The organism is Burkholderia sp. BE17, assembly GCF_009362305.1.
Classification (GTDB): domain Bacteria; phylum Pseudomonadota; class Gammaproteobacteria; order Burkholderiales; family Burkholderiaceae; genus Burkholderia; species Burkholderia pyrrocinia_C.
Genome location: NZ_WHNU01000006.1, coordinates 1 through 19237, shown reverse-complemented (window position 1 = coordinate 19237; position 19237 = coordinate 1). Strand labels below are relative to the sequence as shown.

At 64.4% G+C, this 19237-nt stretch carries 20 protein-coding genes; 12 read left to right on the top strand and 8 right to left on the bottom strand.

Going from position 1 to position 19237, the window contains the following annotated elements; genetic code table 11:
• Positions 1 to 8: 8 nt before the first annotated feature.
• From GD429_RS07450 to GD429_RS07410, 9 genes are all read left to right on the top strand, one after another.
• Positions 9 to 1499: an NADH-quinone oxidoreductase subunit M gene (locus GD429_RS07450; RefSeq protein WP_152856372.1), complete on the top strand. Its 1491-nt coding sequence runs from the start codon at positions 9 to 11 to the stop codon at positions 1497 to 1499.
• Positions 1500 to 1538: 39 nt separating this feature from the next.
• The gene (nuoN, locus tag GD429_RS07445; protein WP_174418254.1) at positions 1539 to 2993 is read left to right on the top strand and encodes an NADH-quinone oxidoreductase subunit NuoN; all 1455 of its coding nucleotides are present in this window, start codon (positions 1539 to 1541) and stop codon (positions 2991 to 2993) included.
• On the top strand, positions 2993 to 3289 hold the full coding sequence (locus GD429_RS07440) for a DUF2818 family protein (protein ID WP_034184896.1): 297 nt from the start codon (positions 2993 to 2995) through the stop codon (positions 3287 to 3289). The genes nuoN and GD429_RS07440 overlap by 1 nt, the downstream gene beginning before the upstream one ends.
• Before the next feature lie 40 nt (positions 3290 to 3329).
• On the top strand, positions 3330 to 3920 hold the full coding sequence (locus GD429_RS07435; RefSeq protein WP_152856370.1) for an NUDIX domain-containing protein: 591 nt from the start codon (positions 3330 to 3332) through the stop codon (positions 3918 to 3920).
• Between the two features lie 132 nt (positions 3921 to 4052).
• Positions 4053 to 4475, top strand: a complete 423-nt coding sequence (locus tag GD429_RS07430) for a DUF1178 family protein (protein WP_131947260.1) — start codon at positions 4053 to 4055, stop codon at positions 4473 to 4475.
• Positions 4476 to 4627: 152 nt separating this feature from the next.
• Positions 4628 to 5824, top strand: a complete 1197-nt coding sequence (locus GD429_RS07425) for an acyl-CoA dehydrogenase family protein (RefSeq protein WP_152856369.1) — start codon at positions 4628 to 4630, stop codon at positions 5822 to 5824.
• A gap of 25 nt (positions 5825 to 5849) precedes the next feature.
• On the top strand, positions 5850 to 6983 hold the full coding sequence (locus GD429_RS07420; RefSeq protein WP_152856368.1) for an acyl-CoA dehydrogenase family protein: 1134 nt from the start codon (positions 5850 to 5852) through the stop codon (positions 6981 to 6983).
• Between the two features lie 38 nt (positions 6984 to 7021).
• Positions 7022 to 7483, top strand: a complete 462-nt coding sequence (locus GD429_RS07415) for a MaoC family dehydratase (RefSeq protein WP_321574448.1) — start codon at positions 7022 to 7024, stop codon at positions 7481 to 7483.
• Complete coding sequence (locus GD429_RS07410; protein WP_152856366.1) at positions 7480 to 7956, top strand: MaoC family dehydratase; 477 nt, start codon at positions 7480 to 7482, stop codon at positions 7954 to 7956. The genes GD429_RS07415 and GD429_RS07410 overlap by 4 nt, the downstream gene beginning before the upstream one ends.
• A gap of 47 nt (positions 7957 to 8003) precedes the next feature.
• Here GD429_RS07410 and GD429_RS07405 read toward each other — a convergent pair whose 3' ends face one another.
• Complete coding sequence (locus GD429_RS07405) at positions 8004 to 8696, bottom strand: glutathione binding-like protein (RefSeq protein ID WP_152856365.1); 693 nt, start codon at positions 8694 to 8696, stop codon at positions 8004 to 8006.
• A gap of 465 nt (positions 8697 to 9161) precedes the next feature.
• Positions 9162 to 9953 (bottom strand): oxepin-CoA hydrolase, alternative type, encoded by a 792-nt coding sequence (locus GD429_RS07395; RefSeq protein WP_152856364.1) that lies wholly within the window; start codon positions 9951 to 9953, stop codon positions 9162 to 9164.
• A 202-nt stretch (positions 9954 to 10155) separates the two neighbouring features.
• Here GD429_RS07395 and GD429_RS07390 point away from each other — a divergent pair, with 202 nt between their 5' ends.
• Positions 10156 to 10812, top strand: coding sequence for a glutathione S-transferase (locus GD429_RS07390; RefSeq protein WP_152856363.1), 657 nt, complete (start codon positions 10156 to 10158; stop codon positions 10810 to 10812).
• 44 nt (positions 10813 to 10856) lie between these two features.
• Here the strand turns inward: GD429_RS07390 and GD429_RS07385 are convergent, their stop codons facing one another.
• Both GD429_RS07385 and GD429_RS07380 read right to left on the bottom strand, forming a co-directional pair.
• Positions 10857 to 12029, bottom strand: coding sequence for a pyridoxal phosphate-dependent aminotransferase (locus tag GD429_RS07385; RefSeq protein ID WP_152856362.1), 1173 nt, complete (start codon positions 12027 to 12029; stop codon positions 10857 to 10859).
• Between the two features lie 33 nt (positions 12030 to 12062).
• Positions 12063 to 12560, bottom strand: coding sequence for a putative toxin-antitoxin system toxin component, PIN family (locus tag GD429_RS07380; RefSeq protein ID WP_152856361.1), 498 nt, complete (start codon positions 12558 to 12560; stop codon positions 12063 to 12065).
• Positions 12561 to 12617: 57 nt separating this feature from the next.
• On the opposite strand from GD429_RS07380, the gene yaaA reads away from it, so the two are divergent.
• Positions 12618 to 13400 (top strand): peroxide stress protein YaaA, encoded by a 783-nt coding sequence (gene yaaA / locus GD429_RS07375; RefSeq protein WP_152856360.1) that lies wholly within the window; start codon positions 12618 to 12620, stop codon positions 13398 to 13400.
• 186 nt (positions 13401 to 13586) lie between these two features.
• Positions 13587 to 14741: a M14-type cytosolic carboxypeptidase gene (locus tag GD429_RS07370; protein WP_152856359.1), complete on the top strand. Its 1155-nt coding sequence runs from the start codon at positions 13587 to 13589 to the stop codon at positions 14739 to 14741.
• Between the two features lie 82 nt (positions 14742 to 14823).
• On the opposite strand, the gene GD429_RS07365 is transcribed toward GD429_RS07370, so the two are convergent.
• From GD429_RS07365 to GD429_RS07350, 4 genes are all read right to left on the bottom strand, one after another.
• A complete protein-coding gene (locus tag GD429_RS07365; protein ID WP_152856358.1) occupies positions 14824 to 15477 on the bottom strand; it encodes a BspC domain-containing protein in 654 nt (217 codons plus the stop codon).
• A 139-nt stretch (positions 15478 to 15616) separates the two neighbouring features.
• Positions 15617 to 16291, bottom strand: coding sequence for an energy-coupling factor ABC transporter permease (locus GD429_RS07360; protein WP_152856357.1), 675 nt, complete (start codon positions 16289 to 16291; stop codon positions 15617 to 15619).
• 74 nt (positions 16292 to 16365) lie between these two features.
• Complete coding sequence (locus tag GD429_RS07355) at positions 16366 to 17202, bottom strand: response regulator transcription factor (protein ID WP_152856356.1); 837 nt, start codon at positions 17200 to 17202, stop codon at positions 16366 to 16368.
• A gap of 212 nt (positions 17203 to 17414) precedes the next feature.
• Positions 17415 to 18632, bottom strand: a complete 1218-nt coding sequence (locus GD429_RS07350; protein WP_152856355.1) for a DUF2863 family protein — start codon at positions 18630 to 18632, stop codon at positions 17415 to 17417.
• Between the last annotated feature and the right edge of the window lie 605 nt (positions 18633 to 19237).

The window sequence follows — 19237 nt, the reverse complement described above, 5'->3', positions numbered from 1 at the left end:
CAAGAACAATGCACGCTTTTCCGATTCTCAGTACCGCGATCTGGCTGCCGATCGTTTTCGGCCTCCTCGTGCTCGCGGTGGGTAACGACAAAAATCCGGGGACGGCCCGCTGGGTCGCGCTGATCGGCTCGCTGCTCGGCCTCGCGGTCACGATTCCGCTGATCACGGGCTTCGACTCGAGCACGGCTGCGCTGCAGTTCGTCGAGAAGTCGACCTGGATCGAACGCTTCGACATCGCGTATCACCTCGGCGTCGACGGCATCTCGATGTGGTTCGTCGTGCTGACCGCGCTGATCACGGTGATCGTCGTGATCGCCGCGTGGGAAGTGATTACCGAGAACGTCGCGCAGTACCTCGCGGCCTTCCTGATCCTGTCCGGGATCATGATCGGCGTGTTCTCGGCGGCCGACGGCCTGCTGTTCTACGTGTTCTTCGAGGCGACCCTGATTCCGATGTACATCATCATCGGCGTGTGGGGCGGCCCGAACCGCGTGTATGCGGCGTTCAAGTTCTTCCTGTACACGCTGGCCGGCTCGTTGCTGATGCTGGTCGCGCTGATCTATCTGTACACGGAAACGCACTCGTTCGACCTCGCGACGTGGCAGAACGCGAAGATCGCGATGACGCCACAGATCCTGCTGTTCATCGCGTTCTTCCTTGCGTTCGCGGTGAAGGTGCCGATGTGGCCGGTGCACACCTGGCTGCCGGACGCGCACGTGGAAGCGCCGACGGGCGGCTCGGTCGTGCTGGCCGCGATCATGCTGAAGCTCGGCGCATACGGTTTCCTGCGCTTCTCGCTGCCGATCACGCCTGACGCGAGCCACTTCCTGGCACCCGTCGTGATCACGCTGTCGCTGATCGCGGTGATCTACATCGGCCTCGTCGCGATGGTGCAGTCCGACATGAAGAAGCTGGTCGCGTATTCGTCGATCGCGCACATGGGCTTCGTCACGCTCGGCTTCTTCATCTTCAACCAGCTCGGCGTCGAAGGCGCGATCGTCCAGATGATCTCGCACGGCTTCGTGTCGGGCGCGATGTTCCTCTGCATCGGCGTGCTGTACGACCGCGTGCATTCGCGCCAGATCGCCGATTACGGCGGTGTCGTCAACGTGATGCCGAAGTTCGCGGCATTCGCGATGCTGTTCTCGATGGCCAACTGCGGCCTGCCGGGTACGTCGGGTTTCGTCGGCGAGTTCATGGTGATTCTCGCGGCCGTCCAGTACAACTTCTGGATCGCGTTCGGCGCGGCATTCACGCTGATCCTCGGCGCTGCATACACGCTGTGGATGTACAAGCGCGTGTACTTCGGCGCGGTCGCGAACGATCACGTCGCCAAGCTGAAGGACATCGGCCGTCGCGAATTCCTGATGCTGGCCGTGCTCGCCGCGTTCACGATGCTGATGGGCCTGTATCCGAAGCCCTTTACCGACGTGATGCACGTTTCCGTCGAAAACCTCCTCTCCCATGTCGCGCAGTCCAAGCTGCCGCTGGCCCAGTAATCGCGAGCGGAGGAACTCAAGATCATGCAAAACGCTCCTATGAATGTCCTGTTGCCTGACGCGCTGGTGATGGCCGCCATCGTCGTCGCATGGCTGAACGACACCTTTACCGGTGCTTCCGGCCGCCGGCTGACCTATCTGATCGCGGTCGTATCGTCGGTCGTCGCCGGCGTGTGGTTCGCGGTGCAGGCACTCGACCCGCAGCAGTACTACTTCTTCTCGAAGATGGTCGTCGTCGACTCGTTCGCGAGCATGATGAAGGCCGTCGTGTCGTTCGGCTTCGCGGTCTCGCTCGTCTATTCGCGCAAGTACCTCGAAGATCGCGACATGTTCCGCGGCGACGTGTTCCTGCTCGGCATGTTCTCGCTGCTCGGCCAGCTGGTCATGGTGTCGGGCAACAACTTCCTGACGCTGTACCTCGGTCTCGAACTGATGTCGTTGTCGCTGTACGCGGTCATCGCGCTGCGTCGCGACGCCCCGCAGTCGAGCGAAGCGGCGATGAAGTACTACGTGCTGGGCGCGCTTGCGTCGGGCTTCGTGCTGTACGGCATCTCGATGCTCTACGGTGCGACCGGCTCTCTCGAGCTGGGCGAGGTGTACAAGGCGGTCGGCGGCAACACCGACGCGGCCGTGCTGATGTTCGGCGTAGTCTTCATCGTCGCCGGTATCGCGTTCAAGCTCGGCGCCGTGCCGTTCCACATGTGGGTGCCGGACGTCTACCAGGGCGCACCGACCGCGATGACGCTGTTCGTCGGCGGCGGCCCGAAGGTTGCCGCATTCGCGTGGGGCCTGCGTTTCCTGGTGATGGGCCTGCTGCCGCTCGCACAGAACTGGCAGACCGCGCTCGTGATCCTCGCCGCGCTGTCGCTGATCGTCGGCAACATCACGGGTATCGTCCAGCGCAACATCAAGCGGATGCTCGCGTACTCGGCGATCTCGAACATGGGCTTCGTGCTGCTCGGCCTGCTCGCGGGCATCGTGAAGGGCGACGCGGCGGCACCGGCGAACGCATACAGCTCGGCGATGTTCTACGCGATCGTCTACCTGATCACGACGCTCGGCTCGTTCGGCGTGGTGATGCTGCTCGCGCGCCGCGATTTCGAAGCCGAAACGATCGACGACTTCAAGGGCCTCAACAAGCGCAGCCCGGTGTTCGCGTTCGTGATGATGGTCATGATGTTCTCGCTGGCAGGCATCCCGCCGACCGTCGGCTTCTACGCGAAGCTCGCCGTGCTCGAGGCAACCGTCAACGCGGGCCTCACGTGGCTGGCCGTGCTGGCCGTGATCACGTCGCTGTTCGGCGCGTTCTACTACCTGCGCATCGTGAAGCTGATGTACTTCGATGCACCGCAGGATTCGACGCCGATCTCGGGCGATTTCTGCAAGCGCACGATCCTCGTGCTGAACGGCCTCGCGGTCGTCGTGCTCGGCCTGATCCCGAGCCCGCTGCTGACGGCCTGCCTGCAGGCGATTCGTCACACGCTGCCGCTGTAATGTCGGCAGCCGGCTGGTTTATCGTGCTGTTGGCGCTCGTGTGCGCCAACCTGCCGTTCCTGAACCAACGCCTCTTCGCCGTCGTGCCGTTCGGCGCGGCGAAGAAGAGTGCGTGGGTGCGGATCGGCGAGCTGATCGTGCTGTATTTCGTGGTCGGCGCGCTCGGCTTCTGGCTCGAGTCGCGCGCCGGCAACCGCTTCGAACAAGGCTGGCAGTTTTACGCGATCACGTTCAGTCTCTTCATCGTGTTCGCGTTTCCCGGCTTCACCTTCCAGTATCTCGTCAAACGACGCTGACGGCTCCGGCCGTCCGTCGCGCTCAATCTTGGAGCCGCCGATGGCCGAACTACCCAATCACGACGCCGCACTGACCGAAACCTGCCTCGAAAGCGAGGCGATTTTCGACGGCTCGTTCCTCAAGCTCAAGCGCGATACCGTCCGTTTGCCGGACGGCAAGAAGGCCACGCGCGAATACGTCCAGCACCCGGGCGCGGTGATGGTGATCCCGCTGTTCGACGACGGCCGCGTGCTGATGGAAAGCCAGTATCGCTACCCGATCGGCAAGGTGATGGCCGAATTCCCGGCCGGCAAGCTCGATCCGGACGAAGGCGCGCTTGCGTGCGCGGTGCGCGAACTGCGCGAGGAAACGGGGTACACGGCACGCGAATACGTGTTCCTGGCCCGCATTCACCCGATCATTTCCTATTCGACCGAATTCATCGACCTGTATCTCGCGCGCGGGCTGACGGCCGGCGAGCGCAAGCTCGACGAAGGCGAATTCCTCGAAACGTTCACTGCCACGCAAGCCGACCTGCAGGAATGGGTGCGCACCGGGCAGATCACCGACGTGAAGACGATCATCGGCACGATGTGGCTCGACAAGGTGCTGTCCGGCACCTGGTCGCTCGGGCCGGTCCTGACGCCCTGAGCACGGCGGCGGGTGGGGCGCCGCGTTACAATCCAATGACGCGGCGTTTTCGCGTCGCGAGCGATCCGGATTTAGCACGATCGTTCACAAAACCGCTTTTTGCGCTACACTCGTCACACGCCCTGATTCAGCATGAAGGTCCTCGATTTACAGTGCCCGCACGGTCATCGGTTCGAAGGCTGGTTCGCTTCCGCCGATGAATTCGAAGCGCAGTTGTCCCGCAAGCTGGTCGAATGTCCGGTGTGCGGGACGACCGAGGTCAACCGTCTGCCGTCGGCGCCGCGCCTGAACCTGTCGGGCGCGACGCAGGCGCAGCCGGCCGATCCGCGTGCGCTGCAGGCGCAGGTGCTGCGCGCGCTGCGCGAGGTGCTGGAGAAGACCGAGAACGTGGGCGAGCGCTTCGCCGAGGAAGCGCGGCGCATCCATTACAACGAGGCGCCGGCACGCAGCATCCGTGGCGTCACGACACCGGAAGATGCGCAATCCTTGGTCGAAGAAGGCATCGACGTGATGCCGCTGCCGATTCCTGCCGCGCTGAAAGAACCGCTGCAATGACGTACGCAGTGGGTCCTTGCCGGGCCGGAAGGTCGCGGCGAGCCTTGCATGGGACCTGAGCAGGCGCTGAAGCGCTAACTCCGGTCGACCGCGAAGCATGGGACCAGAGTAAGTGCTAAAGCACTAACTCTGGTCGACAGGAGACACTGCGCATGGATCTGGATTATTCCCCCGCCGACGACGCGTTCCGCGTCGACGTCCGCGCCTGGCTCGAGGCCAACCTGCCTCACGCACTGCGCGCCAAAGTACTCGATCACAAACGACTCGACCGCGAGGATTTCGCGAGCTGGCACCGGATTCTCGGTCAGCGCGGCTGGTCCGCGCCTGCGTGGCCGACCGAATACGGCGGCCCGGGCTGGAACGCGACGCAGCGACATATCTGGGATGAGGAGTGCGCGCGGATCGGCGCGCCGACCGTGCTGCCGTTCGGCGTGTCGATGGTCGCGCCGGTGCTGATGAAATACGGCAGCGAAGCGCAGAAACGTCACTATCTGCCGCGCATTCTCGACGGCTCCGACTGGTGGTGCCAGGGTTACTCGGAGCCGGGTTCCGGGTCCGACCTCGCGTCGTTGCGCACGCGCGCCGAGCGCCAGGGCGACCACTACATCGTCAATGGCCAGAAGACCTGGACGACGCTCGGCCAGTACGCGGACATGATGTTCTGCCTCGTGCGCACCGATCCGGCCGCGAAGAAGCAGGAGGGCATCTCGTTCCTGCTGATCGACATGAAGGCGCCCGGCATCACGGTGCGGCCGATCATCACGCTCGACGAGGATCACGAGGTCAACGAGGTGTTCTTCGAAGACGTGAAGGTGCCGGTCGAGAATCTCGTCGGCGACGAGAACCGCGGCTGGACCTACGCGAAATACCTGCTTGGCCATGAGCGCACCGGCATCGCACGAGTCGGCGCGTCGAAGCGCGAGCTCGCGTTCCTGAAGCGCGTGGCGTCGAACCAGCGCAAGAACGGCAAGCCGCTGCTCGCCGATCCCGTGTTCGCCGCCAAGGTCGCGGCGCTCGAAGTCGAGCTGATGGCGCTCGAGGTGACGGTGCTGCGCGTCGTCAGCCGCGAGACGAGCGGCAAGGGGCCGGGCCCCGAGGCATCGATGCTGAAGATCAAGGGCACGGAAGTGCAGCAGGCGCTCACCGAGCTGATGTTCGACGCGATCGGCCCGCTCGCCGCGCCGTTCGACGTACCGTTCCTCAATGGCGAACGCGAGCACAGCATCGCGGGCGACGACGATGCGGCGCCGCTCGCCGCGTACTACTTCAATTACCGGAAGACGTCGATCTACGGCGGTTCGAACGAGATCCAGAAGAACATCATCGCGCAGATGATTCTGGGTCTGTGATCGGGAAACGGGAGCGGAGACAATCATGGATTTCAGCTTTACCGATGAGCAGCAGCAGTTCGCCGACGCGCTGCGCCGTTATCTCGGCGAGCAATACGGCTTCGATGCGCGCCAGGCAATCGTGCGCAGCGACACGGGCGTGTCGGATACGCAATGGAGCGCGTTCGCCGAGCTGGGGCTGACCGCGCTGCCCGTGCCGGATGCGCAGGGCGGTTTCGGCGGCAGCCCGGTCGACATGCTGGTTGCGATGCAGGAGCTCGGCCGCGCGCTCGTGATCGAGCCGTATTGGGCAACGGCGGTCGGCGTCGAGGCGTTGCGCATCGCCGGCTCCGGCGCAGGCGAGGACGCGGCATTGCTCGAGGCAGTCGCGCAGGGGCAGAAGCGTTTGGCGGTCGCATTCCACGAACCGCATGCGCGTTATGACCTGTTCGAGCTCGATACGCACGCACGCGAGCAGGGCGGCACGCATCGACTGACCGGCACCAAGTCGGTCGTTCAACACGGCGCACGGGCGCACGCGTGGATCGTGCCTGCGCGCGTTGACGACGGCGGCATCGGCCTCTTTGTCGTCGAACGCGATGCGGCGAACGCGAAGGTGGTCGACTACCGGACCATCGACGGCCAGCGTGCGGCGACGATCGAGTTCGACGAAACGCCGGCCCGACTGCTGACAGGCGGCGCGCGCGACGCTGCGGCGCTCGAGCAGATTGCCGATTACGCGACGTTCCTGCTGTGCGCGGAAGCGGTCGGCGCGCTCGACGAACTGAATCGCGCGACGGTCGAATACACGAAGACGCGCGAGCAGTTCGGCGTGCCGATTGCGCGTTTCCAGGCGCTGCAGCACCGGATGGTCGACATGTTGATCCATGCCGAGCAGGCGCGTTCGCTGACCTACCTGGCCGCCGTGCGCTATGCGGGCGGTGACGCCGATGCGCGACGCAAGGCCGTGTCGGCCGCGAAGGCGCGCGTCGGCGCGGCCGCGCGCTTCGTCGGCCAGCAGGCCGTCCAGTTGCACGGCGGCATGGGTGTGACCGACGAGGTGGCCGCCGCGCACCTGTTCAAGCGGTTGTCGATCATCGAGACGACGCTCGGCGACACCGATCATCATCTTGCCCGCATCGCTGCGCTGCCCGATTTCGCGCAGGCCGACGCGGCATGACGGCGGCGCGCGAGCGCGTCAGACAAGGGGACACACAAGTGGGTATCAGTTACGAAGATCTGGTTGTCGGCAGCACCACCGAAGTGGGCAGCTACACGTTCGAGCCCGACGATATCAAGGCGTTCGCGCAGCGCTACGATCCGCAGCCGTTTCACCTCGACGAGGAGGCCGCGAAGGCGTCGCCGTTCGGCGGACTGGTCGCGAGCGGCTGGCACACGTGCTCGGTGTTCATGAGCCTGCTCATCAAGAAGCTCGGGCCGGACTCGACCAGCATGGGCTCGCCCGGCATCGACTCGATCCGCTGGCTCAAGCCGGTGCGCGCCGGCGACACGATCACGATGCACCAGAAAATCCACGACAAGCGCGTCTCGGAGAGCAAGCCCGATCGAGGCATCGTGTCGACGGAGTGGATCGGCATCAACGGTCGCGGCGAGACGGTGATCACCGTGCATAGCAAGGTGATTTTCGGGTTGCGCGATCCGCGAGGCACGAACGCATGACCGACGTGACATTGCCGTTGATCGCGTCGGCGCAGGCGTTGCAGGCGCGTGTCGGCGAGGAGCCGCTCGCGAGCGGTTGGATCACGATCGACCAGCATCGCGTCGACGGCTTCGCCGACGCGACCGGCGATCATCAATGGATTCATGTCGATCCCGAACGCGCGCGGCGCGAGTCGCCGTTCGGCGGGCCGATCGCGCATGGGTTCCTGACGCTGTCTCTGATTCCCGCGCTGATGACCGACGCGATGCGCTTCGAGCAGAAGATGGGCGTGAACTACGGACTGAATCGCGTGCGGTTCCTGAAGCCGGTGCCGGTCGGTGCGCGCGTGCGCGCGCTGTTCGCGGTGAAGGAAACCGCCGAGGTCGCGCGGGGCGGCGTGCAGGCGACCTGGTCGGTGTCGATCCAGGCCGAGCGTCCCGACGCGCCGTTGCTCGTGTGCGCGGCGGAATTCATCACGCTGCATTACTTCTGAGGCGCGGAGCGGCATGCACGGATGCCGCTCCGCCCGTCACGCGCGTGTCAGTGCTTCGCGTATTGCGTGGCGCCGAACAGCACCTCGCGCGCCTTGTCGTCCTGCAGCGGCTTGCGCATCGACGCGAGTACTTCGACGCCGCGCTGTACGGCCGGTCGTGCGGCGATTGCCTCGTGCCAGCGCTTCACGTTCGGCAACTCGTCGAGCACGATGCCCTGGTTTTGCCACGAGCGCGTCCACGGGAACGTCGCAATGTCCGCGATCGTGTACGCGTCGCCCGCGAGATATTCCGATTCGCCGAGGCGCTTTTCCATCACGTTGTACAGGCGCTTCGCTTCGTTCGTATAGCGGTTGACCGCGTACTCGATCCGTTCCGGCGCGTACAGGCGGAAGTGGTGTGCCTGCCCGAGCATCGGGCCGACACCGCCCATCTGGAACATCAGCCACTCGAGCGTTGCATAGCGGGCGGCCGGATCGGCCGGCAGGAACTTGCCGGTTTTCTCCGCGAGGTAGATCAGGATCGCGCCCGATTCGAACAGCGAGATCGGCTTGCCGCCGGGGCCGTCCGGATCGACGATCGCGGGGATCTTGTTGTTCGGACTGATCTTCAGGAACTCGGGCTCGAACTGGTCGCCCGCACCGATATCGACCGGATGTGCACGATAGGCGAGGCCCGTTTCCTCGAGCATGATGTGCACCTTGTGGCCGTTCGGGGTCGCCCAGCTGTAGACGTCGATCATCGTCAACTCCTTGGTTGCATGCGCGAAAACGGCGCCGGCAGTGCGCCGCGACAGGCGGTCATTAGAGCATGGATCGACGCGGGCTGCCGGCGACGGAAACGTGCCCGCAGATGCGGACGCGCGGGCGAACGGGAGATCGTCGCCGACGTTGCGCGCGGCTTTTCCTGGCGCATTTTCTGCGCGTACTGCCACGCCAGGGCCGCCATCGGGCGCGACGTACTGCACTTCGTCGGGGATGCCGAATGTGCGCCAGTCGAGCCAGGTGATGTCGCGAAACTGTTGCGGATCGACGTGCTGCGTCATGCGGCGGTACGCGAATCCGCGAACGGATTGCCGAGCGTCGACAGTTTTCAGTCGAGCCCGGCGAGCACGCGCGGTTCGTGCGGATGGAAGATCAGATTGTCGAGCCGGTAGTCGCCGTGCACGATCGTCGCCGGCCGGCCGGCCGTCGTCGGCCGACGCGGATCAGCGCTTGTAGCGGGGCTGGCGTTTCTCGAGAAAGGCGGTGATGCCTTCGAGCCCGTCCGCATGATGCAGCGATGCGACGAAATGATCGCGCTCGGTGCCGAGATGCGGTTCGAGCGGCTGCGTCGTCGCATCGTCGAGCAGCGACTTGATGCGCGTGAGTGCGTTCGGCGAGATGCCGGCGAGTGCATCGGCCCATGCAAGCGCGTCGTTCAGCGCCGCGCCGGGCACGGCGAGCCGGTTGACCACGCCGAGCGCATGCAGGCGTTCGGCCGCGACCGGCTTGCCCTCGAACAGGATCTCGGCCGCGATCGCACGCGGCAGCGCGCGCGCGAGGAACCACGAGCCGCCGCCGTCGGGCGTCAGGCCCACGCGCGCGTACGACATCACGAATTTCGCATCGTTCGCGGCGACGATCAGGTCGCACGCAAGCGCGAGCGAGAAGCCCGCGCCGGCCGCCGCGCCTTCGACCGCCGCGATCACAGGCTTCGTCGATTCTCGAATCGCCGTCACCCATGCGCCGAGCTGATCGATGCTGTCGGCCTGGTAGGACGGATCCTTCGAGCGGTTGTCGAGCAGCCGGTTCAGGTTGCCGCCTGCGCAAAAGAAGCGGTCGGCGCCGGTCAGCACGACCGCGCGAATTCCGGGATCGCGTTCGGCCGTGGCGAGCGCTTCGATGCCGGCCGCGTACATGTCGGGATGCAGCGCGTTGCGCGCGCCGGGATTGGACAGCGTGAGGACGAGCGTCGAATCGCTCTCGGGCGGCCGCGAGGCCAGCAGTTCAGCACTCATGCGAGCGTGTCTCCATCGGATGGCGAGGCTGCGGCGCCGCGCGCGTCGCGCGGACCGGCAGCGCTGCTGCCGCAGCGGATGTAATGTTGTCGTGACGGACAGTGAAACTGTTTTAGACTAGCACGAACGTGCTTTTCAGCGCGATGAATCCCGGTGCGGCCGGCATCGTTGCGGCCGCGCTCTCGCAAGGAAGGAGACTCCGATGCTACAGCTGTGCGGTATTCCGTTGTCCAACTATTACAACAAGGTGAAGTTCGTCCTGCTCGAGCACGACATTCCGTTCGAGGAGTCGGTGTGCGGTTTGCCGATCAGCGATCCGGCCCAGCTCGCCGATTCTCCGCTCGGCAAGATTCCGTTCCTGAAGACTGAAGAGGGCGCGCTGTTCGAGTCGCAGGTGATCATCGAATACCTGGCGGCGCGCTATCCCGAGAAAGCCATTTTCCCGGCGGGGCCGTTCGCGGCGGCGAAGGTGCGCGAGCTGGTCGAGACGCTCGAGCTGTATCTCGAATGGATGGCGCGCGAGGTCTATACGGAAGCGTTTTTCGGCGGCAAGGTCAGCGACGGGATGAAGGCGCACGTCGAGAAGCGCCTGCCGCGCGCGATCGATGCGTTCAAGCAGATGACGCGGTTTTCGCCGTACGTGCTCGGCGAGTCGTTCAGCCTCGCGGACATCGCCGCATCGATCCATCTGCCGGTCATCGGGATGGCGACGAAGGCCGTGTTCGGACGCGACTTCCTGCTCGATGCAGGCATCGACTGGAAGGCTCATGCGAAGAAGGTCGGTGAGCGTGCCGCCGCGCAGCGCGTGGCCGCCGAACGCAAGGCATATGTCGACGCGACGAGCGGCGCGCGTTCGTAAGCGCGACTCTCCGGCGGGGCGGCGCGCGGCCGCCCGCGCGTGACTTACAGTCGGGCGAGCCGTTCGAGTGCGGATGCGAGCGTGCTTTCCTGCTTCGCGAAGCAGAAACGCACGACCCCCGATTCGTGCGGCTCGTGATAGAACGCCGACACCGGAATGGCGGCCACGCCGATCTCCGACGTGAGCCACTTCGAGAATTCCGCTTCGGGCAGGTCGCTGAGCGCCGAGTAATCGACACACTGGAAGTACGTGCCCGTGCACGGCAGCAGCTTGAAGCGCGTGCGCTCGAGGCCTGCGCGGAAGAAGTCACGCTTCTTCTGGTAGAAGCCGGCGAGTGTCAGGTACGGTGCCGGGTCGCGCAGGTAATCGGCGAGCCCGATCTGCATCGGTGTATTCACCGTGAATACGTTGAACTGGTGGACCTTGCGGAATTCCGCGGTCAGCGCGGCAGGCGCCGCGACATACCCGACCTTCCAGCCCGTCACATGATAGGTCTTGCCGAAGCTCGACACGATGAAGCTGCGTGCGGCGAGTTCCGGATAGCGCGCGACGCTCTCGTGGCGCGCGCCGTCGTAGACCATGTGCTCGTAGACCTCGTCCGACAGGATCAGCACGTTGGTGCCGCGCACGATGTCCTCGAGCTTGCGCATGTCCGCGTCGCGCCACACGGTGCCCGTCGGGTTATGCGGCGTGTTGATCAGGATCATGCGCGTTTTCGGCGTGATCGCGGCTGCGAGACGGTCGAACGGGATCGCGTAGTCGGGCGCCTCCAGCGTGACGAATACCGGCTTGCCTCCTGCGAGTTCGATCGACGGCAGGTAGCTGTCATAGGTCGGTTCGACGACGATCACTTCGTCGCCCGGATGCACCGCGCACAGGATTGCCGTCAGCAGCGCCTGCGTCGCGCCGGCCGTCACCGTGATCTCGGTGGCCGGATCGTAGCGCCGGCCGTAGACGTGCGCGATCTTGTCGGCGATCGCGTCACGCAGCGGTGCGACGCCGGCCATCGGTGGATACTGGTTGTGCCCGTTGCGCATCGCGGTCGCGACCGCATCGACGATGCGCGGATCGCAATCGAAATCCGGGAAGCCCTGGCCGAGGTTCACGGCGCCTTTTTCGGCGGCAAGCGCACTCATGACCGTGAAGATCGTCGTGCCGACGTTCGGCAGGCGCGAGGGGAAAACGGGAGTCGTTGGCATGTCTGAAGGAGCGTTCATCGATACGGTCGAAATCGGGTGCCGCCGCGTGCATCAGGTCGGCGTGGCAGCGGTGGTCGGTGCGGCGTCGAGCGCGCAGGCTTCGGCAAACGGCGCGGGTTGCGCGATCCGGAAACCGAAGTCGCGTGCGGTGCGCTTCGCGAGCTTCAGCAGCGCACGGTCTTTCGAGACGAGCCACTCGGCCTGCGCGGCGCGGGCGAGTTCGAGAAACTTCTGGTCGTCGCGATCCTTGCACTTCGGCAGCGGCGGCGCGTCGGTGTCGACAGGCGGCGGCTCGACGAGGCTCGCGAGGCGGGCGACGGTCGCGAGCGCGGCGGCCTTGTCGATCGCACGCGCCTGGAACTGCGGATAATCGAGCACGTACTCGAGTTCGGTCAGGCAGCGGCCGTCGATCACGGCGGCAAGCGCGCCGCGTTCGAGCGCGGCCCGGATCGGGCGCGTAGCGGGGTCGTCGAATACGAGGATGTCGATCCAGACGTTCGAGTCGAGCACGATGCGGTGCGCGACGTGCGGGGCGAGGGAGCTGGTCATTCGTTACAATCGGTGGTTTTCGTCTGACCGCAAGGCACGGCGTGCCAGCGAGCCTCTATGATAATCGTTCTCTCTCCCGCCAAATCCCTCGACTACGATACGCCCGCGCACGTCCAGTCTTACACGAAGCCTGCATTCGTCGACGACGCGTCCGAGCTGATCGACGGCCTGCGCAAGCTTTCGCCGCAGGACATCGCAACGCTGATGGATATCTCCGATCCCCTCGCGCGCCTGAACTTCCAGCGCTACGCGGACTGGTCGCCGACCTTTACGCCGGCCAATGCGAAGCAGGCCGTGCTGGCGTTCAACGGCGACGTCTACGAAGGATTCGATGCGAAATCGCTGTCGTCCGCCGATCTCGACTATGCGCAGCAGCACGTGCGCGTGCTGTCGGGCCTGTACGGGCTGCTGCGCCCGCTCGACCTGCTGCAGCCGTACCGGCTCGAGATGGGTACGCGCTTCGCGAACGCGCGCGGCAAGGACCTGTACGCGTTCTGGGGCGACCGCATCACGCGGGCACTGAACGAGCAGCTCGAGGCGCGCAGCGGAGCGGCCCGCGTGCTGGTCAACTGTGCGTCGACCGAATACTTCAAGTCGGTCAAGCCGAAACTGCTGGCCGCGCCCGTCATCACGCCGGTGTTCGAGGACTGGAAGGGCGGCCGCTACAAGATCATCAGCTTCCATGCGAAGCGCGCGCGCGGCCTGATGGCGCGTTTTATCGTCGAGAACCGTATTACCGAGCCGAAGGCGCTGAAGGAGTTCGCGACGGAAGGCTATGCGTTCGACGCGGCTGCGTCGAACGATTCGACTTACGTATATCGCCGGCGAGTCGGCGAGTGACCATGCCGGCCGTTCACGAGATGGCCGGCGCATGCATAAGGCCGGGCAAGCGGTGCACCGCCCGTTCCGGCCGACAGCGTTGCATGGGACCTGAGTAAGTGCTGAAGCACTAACTCAGGTCGACAGCGTTGCATGGGACCTGAGTAAGTGCTGAAGCACTAACTCAGGTCGACACAGGAGAAACAGATGTCCCTTTCGATCACCAGCAATTTCGACGCAGGCGCAATCGACGTTGTGTCGTGCGACAGCCCCGATGCGATTCGGCTGCGCGTGCGCGGCGACAGCCGTTCGGAATTCGCGCAATGGTTTTACTACCGCTTGACGGGCGCGCGCGGCGAGCGGTGCGTGATGACGTTCGAGAATGCCGCCGAATGCGCCTATCCGTCCGGCTGGCGCAACTACAGTGCGGTGGCGAGCTACGACCGGGTCGACTGGTTCCGCGTGCCGACGACGTTCGACGGCAAGACGATGACCATCGACCATACGCCGGAGTTCGACAGCATCTACTACGCGTATTTCGAACCGTACTCGGAGGAGCGCCACGCGGCATTTCTCGGCGCGGTCCAGCAGCTGCCGCAGGCGAGCGTCGTCGAGCTCGGCCGCACGGTCGAGGGCCGCCCGATGTCGCTGCTGACGCTCGGCACGCCGGAAATCGACGGCGTGCCGAAGAAGAAAGTGTGGATCATCGCGCGTCAGCATCCGGGCGAGACGATGGCCGAGTGGTTCGTCGAAGGCCTCGTCAAGCGGCTGGCCGGATGGGGCGACTGGGCCGGCGATCCGGTCGCGCGCAAGCTCTACGATCGCGCGACGTTCTACATCGTCCCGAACATGAACCCGGACGGCAGCGTGCATGGCAACCTGCGCACCAATGCAGCAGGTGCGAACCTGAACCGCGAATGGATGACGCCCGATGCCGAGCGCAGCCCCGAGGTGCTTGCCGTGCGCGACGCGATCCACGCGATTGGCTGTGACATGTTCTTCGACATTCACGGCGACGAGGATCTGCCATACGTGTTCGTTGCCGGGTCGGAGATGCTGCCGAGCTTTACCGAGCAGCAGGGCAAGGAGCAGACCGCGTTCATCGACGCGTTCAAGGTCGCGAGCCCCGACTTCCAGACCGAGCATGGTTATGCGGCGAGCAAGTACAAGGAGGACGCGCTCAAGCTTGCGTCGAAGTACATTGGCCATCAGTTCGGCTGCCTGTCGCTGACGCTCGAGATGCCGTTCAAGGACAACGCGAACCTGCCCGACGAGCGTGTCGGCTGGAACGGTGAGCGCAGCGCGGCGCTTGGCGCAGCGATGCTGGCCGCGATCCTGGTGCACGTCGACACGTTCGCGTAAGCGTATCGTCGTCGCATGAAAAAAGCCGGGGCATCTCAGGATGCCCCGGCTTTTTTGCTTCTGTCGTTGCCGCTCCGTCGTATCAGGACTTCTTCGCGGTTTTCTTCTTCACGGCTTTCTTCTGGCCGCCTGATTTCTTCGTTGCGACGGCCTTCTTGCCGGTGCGGCCCGATGCCTTCGCCTTTGCATTGCCCCGGTGCGATTTGCCCTTGAACTTCTTCGTCGAAGACGTGGAGCGCTCGACGCGCGGCTTCAGCGGCGGAACGGGGTCGTTCCAGCTGAACGCGAGCATTTGCTGGCCGACGTAGCCGCAACGGAATTTCAGCGGCGTCGGGTCGCTGCCGTCGCTGTGGACGCCGAGTCCGTCGACCGTGACGATGTTGTCGACCTTCACGCGCTGCTTGCCCTGGTCGAACGAGTCGTTCCACGGCGTGATCGTCGCGTTGCCGCTGTCGAATGCGTTCGGCGCGAAGTCGACGCGGTCGAAGGCCGACGACGTGCTCGCAATGAAGCTGCCGTGCGCCGCACAATCGGCCGCGAGCGGATCGGCATGCATTTCGTTGACGAATTTGTTGATCAGTTCGGAGCGCTGATCGAGCAGGTCGGCGAATACCGGTGTCGGAAGCGCAAGCGACAGGCCCGCGACACAGGCTGCCAGCTTGCCGAGCGCCCGGAGAATCCGGAGCGAGGCAGGTGAGCTGTCCATCTGGTTATTGGTGAGGAGCGAAGGAGACATCGGGCACGTATAGATGCCCGATTAAGAACAGGAGTTCAATCTTAGCGTAAAAAAGTTGTGCGGCAGTAGATGGCCTATTCTCCCGCGCTGCGGAAAATGCCGCCGGCACGTGCTGACGGTGCCCCGATCCGAAGGAGTTTCAGGCGCGCGGGCCGCCGAGGCGATAGCGCCGGACGTCGAAGGTCGTGACCCACGCAGGGCGATAGACGGCGATGAGCGCAGTCGCCATGCCGGTGAACCACGCTTCGCCGAGCGCGAGCAGCGCGGTGTTCAACAGGTAGCCGGCAGGAATCACGACAGGCACGCCATCCGCAAGGGCGAGCTGGACGCCGGCTGCTGCTGCGGCGACCGCGATGATCGCGATGGCCGGCGACAGGAATCCCTGGCCGGTGATGAACGACGCGAGGTTGTGCGGCAGCCATGCGAGCGCGGCGCGCTGCAGCAACGCCGACACGGCGACGGGCAGCGCGCCGTAGATCAGATAGGTCAGGCCAATGCCCTGCCACGGCGCGTCGAAGATGATCGCGGCAACCGCGGTGACGGCGCCCATCGCTATCAGCGCGAGCGTCCAGTCGAACAGCGTGACGAGCAGCGTTGCGCCCAGCAGATGCATGACGATGCCATCTTCGAGCCACGCATTCGAGGCCCAGAGGACCGCGATTGCGGTGACGAGCGCGAGCCACACGTGCTGGAGCGTGGCGTCCTGGAGGCGCACGAAGGGGCGATTCCAGATCGCGAGCGTGAGCAGGGCCACGGCGGCGATCCAGCCACCGATGCCAACCCAGAGCGGAAGCGGTGTGAAAAGAAAACCCATGCGTTCATATTACTCGTTGAGCATCAAAGGTGGGAATCCGCACATGTTGACCGTCGCAATATCGAGACTGTTTGTTAGCGCTCGCGCCGGAACCGTGCCCGCGGCTCGGCGGCGAGCGGCAGGTCCTGTGTGCCGGCATGCGTGGCCGGTAACGGGTATCGGTGATCGTTGCGTTGCGTGCGCAGCGGCACCGGACCGTGTTCGCCGATGGCAGGCTTGCGCGCGCGGTTGCGGTTCGCCAGCAGCACTTCGAGGTGCGGCGACAGCCAGCCGTTGTAGATCGCGACCGCTGCGGCGCGGTTGACGGCGCCAAGCTGCTGGAAGATGCTGGCTAGGTGGATTTTCACGGTGCCTTCGCTGATGCCGAGCGTGCGGGCAATCATCTTGTTCGTGCTGCCCATGTGGACGAAGCGCATGATCTGCGCTTGCCGCGGCGACAACAGGCCGCTGGGCGGGCGGCGGGGCAGCGATCCGGCGAGTGTCTGGAAATGGGCCTCGTGGCGCGCCGCGGCCACGGAGGGCAGCAGGCGGAGGGCGATCGGCGGGATGTAGTGCCCGCCCAGCAGCACCATCTCGAGCGCACGCACGATCAGGTGCGGCCGTGTGGAATGCGGGATCACGCCAGCGACGCCATAGTTGAAGAAGCGCTGGATGGCTTCCGGCGATGCTTCGTCGATCATCACGGCCGCGGGCGTCGGTGAGCAGGCGCTGCAGAGTGCCTGAAGCTCGCTTAGCCGGCCGATGTCCAGCCAGTCGATCGTGACGAGGTCGAAACGCTGGGTGCGCAGCAGCCGGCGCGCCTGGAAGCCGTCGGGTGCATCGTTGATGCTGGCGTGGCGGTCGATCTGCCGCAACAGGGCCTTCAGTCCGTCACGCCGTTCGGCGTCTGAGTTAAGCACCAGGAATCGCATATTCAACCTCCATAAGGGTGAGTCATTGATCTGCTGTCGGGCATGCGTTGGCCCAGATAATGACAAAGACCTTACACGATGTCTGCTTGGCTGAAAGGCTTAGGAAAAGTCTGAAATTTTGAGCGACGGGATATCGGACAAGAAAAAAGCCGCTCCGGCGGGAACCGGGAGCGGCTTCGGGTGGGCAGGCCGTTCAGGCCTGCTGCGAGAGTTTAGTGGAAGTGCGGCTGGGCGGGCGATGCGTCTTCCGGCATTTCCGCGTGGACGATTTCGCCGAGCGGATCTGCGTAAAGCGGCACGCCGCAGTCGTCGCAGTATTCGGGTTCGAATCGGCCTGCGTGCCGGCGGACGTCGGTTACGCCGCATTCCTTCAACAGGCTCACGATTTCCTCGAGCGGTCCTTCGATCGGCGCCTCGCCTTCGAGCGTCGCGCTGTCGATCGACACGTCGCCGTTTTCACGGCCGTAGAGCGGCCACACGACACCGTAGATCACGTCGTTGCTCGCACGCCGCGTGAAGCCGACACGATATTCATCGATACGACGTTCGCCGAAGCCGGCGACCACCGCGCGCAGCTCCTGCGGTGCCGTACCAAGTGTGTCGAAAAGATAACGAATGGCGGTTCGCACCGTGTGCGGACGAATGCGTTCGTCCGCATCTCGGCAGGCCGAGTAGTACGCGTCCGGAAGCAGGCACTCGAACTCGCATCCCGGCAGTGCGATCGACAGATTCGGGCCGCCTTGGGCCGTCCATTGTTCGAGGCACTGGCCGCGCTCGATCCGGCTACCGCTTTCTTCTTCCTGCCAGCGGAACAGCGGCGCGCCGGCGGGCGCAGCGACGACGGCGAGCAGAAAGCGCGGGTCGGCAAGGATCGGCGAGGTTTCGGGCAGGTCACCGAAGCTGAGTTTGGGAGTGTGCTGGCCGATCGCCGCATGCGCGAGCTGCTGGGCAAGACGGTAGGTCTCGACGTGATGCCGCGGCAACTGGTCGATGCTGTAGAGGAACGGGGCAAGCCCGACGAGCGTGCCGTTCGCAAGGACATGAGCCTGCAGGTGCGTTCGCAGCGCGTCGGCCACGTCGCCCTTGAGCGGGCCCGACGGAATCATGTAGCGCGTCCATGCGAGAACCGGGACGGCGACCAGCAGCGCATCGTACGGCTGGCCGTCGTGCTCGATCACCATCGACTCGCTATGGGTCTCGGCGATGTCGGCGAGCGCGCCGTAGGCGTCGGGATGATTCTGCTGCAGATGGTCGAGCGCTGCGTCGAGCGTGGTCTGGTTGCCGTTGCGGACAATCTTCGCGAGCAGTGCGTCGAGCTTCGCTTCCCAGAAGCGATCCTCGATGCGGCTGCCCGAGGCGAAGAGCGCAAGCGACAGACCGACCAGTTTGTCGGCATCGGGGGGGAGGCGTTTGGCGATTCGCTGGCGCATATTAAAGACGTATATAGAAAGGGGCGAAGAACCTCACATTCTAGTCCGTTCTTTGCACCATAAGCGGTCTTGTGCCCTGGCATGGCCGGACGGCCGAATTGCGGCTTTTGTAAAAAAGTTGCTTCGAACCCCTTGCGCGATCGACGCGGGGTGCATAGAATCACGCCTCTTTCGCGCTAACGGAAACGCGGCGCGGGAGAGGGGAAGCGAAGTCGGTGGTGTGCAGCAGGTTGGGCGCACGGCTGACGCAGGAAGATGGACCCCGCAGTCGCAACGAAGCAGTTAAAAAGTTGTTGACGATCTGCGAAACACGGTTCATAATCTCGCTTCTCTGCTGCTGAAAACGCAGCGCTGCTGAGAAACTTCAGGTTTCTCGCAGAAATGCTCTTTAAAAATTAACAGCCGATAAGTGTGGGCGCTTGATGGAAGCGAGCTGATCCTCGGATCAGATAGCGAAAGTATCAAGAGTCTCACACTGAAGTAAGTCAGGTTTATGAAGCAATTCATATTCCTGTCAGCTTTGAGTGAGCGACCGGTTCGAAAGAACCGAAAACAGTAACAGGTTTAAACTGAAGAGTTTGATCCTGGCTCAGATTGAACGCTGG

Excerpts from the sequence above, each read along its gene's own strand:
- GD429_RS07450 (WP_152856372.1), top strand. The coding sequence starts at position 9 with ATGCACGCTTTTCCGATTCTCAGTACCGCGATCTGGCTGCCGATCGTT.
- nuoN (WP_174418254.1), top strand. The coding sequence starts at position 1,539 with ATGAATGTCCTGTTGCCTGACGCGCTGGTGATGGCCGCCATCGTCGTC.
- GD429_RS07440 (WP_034184896.1), top strand. The coding sequence starts at position 2,993 with ATGTCGGCAGCCGGCTGGTTTATCGTGCTGTTGGCGCTCGTGTGCGCC.
- GD429_RS07435 (WP_152856370.1), top strand. The coding sequence starts at position 3,330 with ATGGCCGAACTACCCAATCACGACGCCGCACTGACCGAAACCTGCCTC.
- GD429_RS07430 (WP_131947260.1), top strand. The coding sequence starts at position 4,053 with ATGAAGGTCCTCGATTTACAGTGCCCGCACGGTCATCGGTTCGAAGGC.
- GD429_RS07425 (WP_152856369.1), top strand. The coding sequence starts at position 4,628 with ATGGATCTGGATTATTCCCCCGCCGACGACGCGTTCCGCGTCGACGTC.
- GD429_RS07420 (WP_152856368.1), top strand. The coding sequence starts at position 5,850 with ATGGATTTCAGCTTTACCGATGAGCAGCAGCAGTTCGCCGACGCGCTG.
- GD429_RS07410 (WP_152856366.1), top strand. The coding sequence starts at position 7,480 with ATGACCGACGTGACATTGCCGTTGATCGCGTCGGCGCAGGCGTTGCAG.
- GD429_RS07405 (WP_152856365.1), bottom strand. The coding sequence starts at position 8,696 with ATGATCGACGTCTACAGCTGGGCGACCCCGAACGGCCACAAGGTGCAC.
- GD429_RS07395 (WP_152856364.1), bottom strand. The coding sequence starts at position 9,953 with ATGAGTGCTGAACTGCTGGCCTCGCGGCCGCCCGAGAGCGATTCGACG.
- GD429_RS07390 (WP_152856363.1), top strand. The coding sequence starts at position 10,156 with ATGCTACAGCTGTGCGGTATTCCGTTGTCCAACTATTACAACAAGGTG.
- GD429_RS07385 (WP_152856362.1), bottom strand. The coding sequence starts at position 12,029 with ATGAACGCTCCTTCAGACATGCCAACGACTCCCGTTTTCCCCTCGCGC.
- GD429_RS07380 (WP_152856361.1), bottom strand. The coding sequence starts at position 12,560 with ATGACCAGCTCCCTCGCCCCGCACGTCGCGCACCGCATCGTGCTCGAC.
- yaaA (WP_152856360.1), top strand. The coding sequence starts at position 12,618 with ATGATAATCGTTCTCTCTCCCGCCAAATCCCTCGACTACGATACGCCC.
- GD429_RS07370 (WP_152856359.1), top strand. The coding sequence starts at position 13,587 with ATGTCCCTTTCGATCACCAGCAATTTCGACGCAGGCGCAATCGACGTT.
- GD429_RS07365 (WP_152856358.1), bottom strand. The coding sequence starts at position 15,477 with ATGTCTCCTTCGCTCCTCACCAATAACCAGATGGACAGCTCACCTGCC.
- GD429_RS07360 (WP_152856357.1), bottom strand. The coding sequence starts at position 16,291 with ATGGGTTTTCTTTTCACACCGCTTCCGCTCTGGGTTGGCATCGGTGGC.
- GD429_RS07355 (WP_152856356.1), bottom strand. The coding sequence starts at position 17,202 with ATGCGATTCCTGGTGCTTAACTCAGACGCCGAACGGCGTGACGGACTG.
- GD429_RS07350 (WP_152856355.1), bottom strand. The coding sequence starts at position 18,632 with ATGCGCCAGCGAATCGCCAAACGCCTCCCCCCCGATGCCGACAAACTG.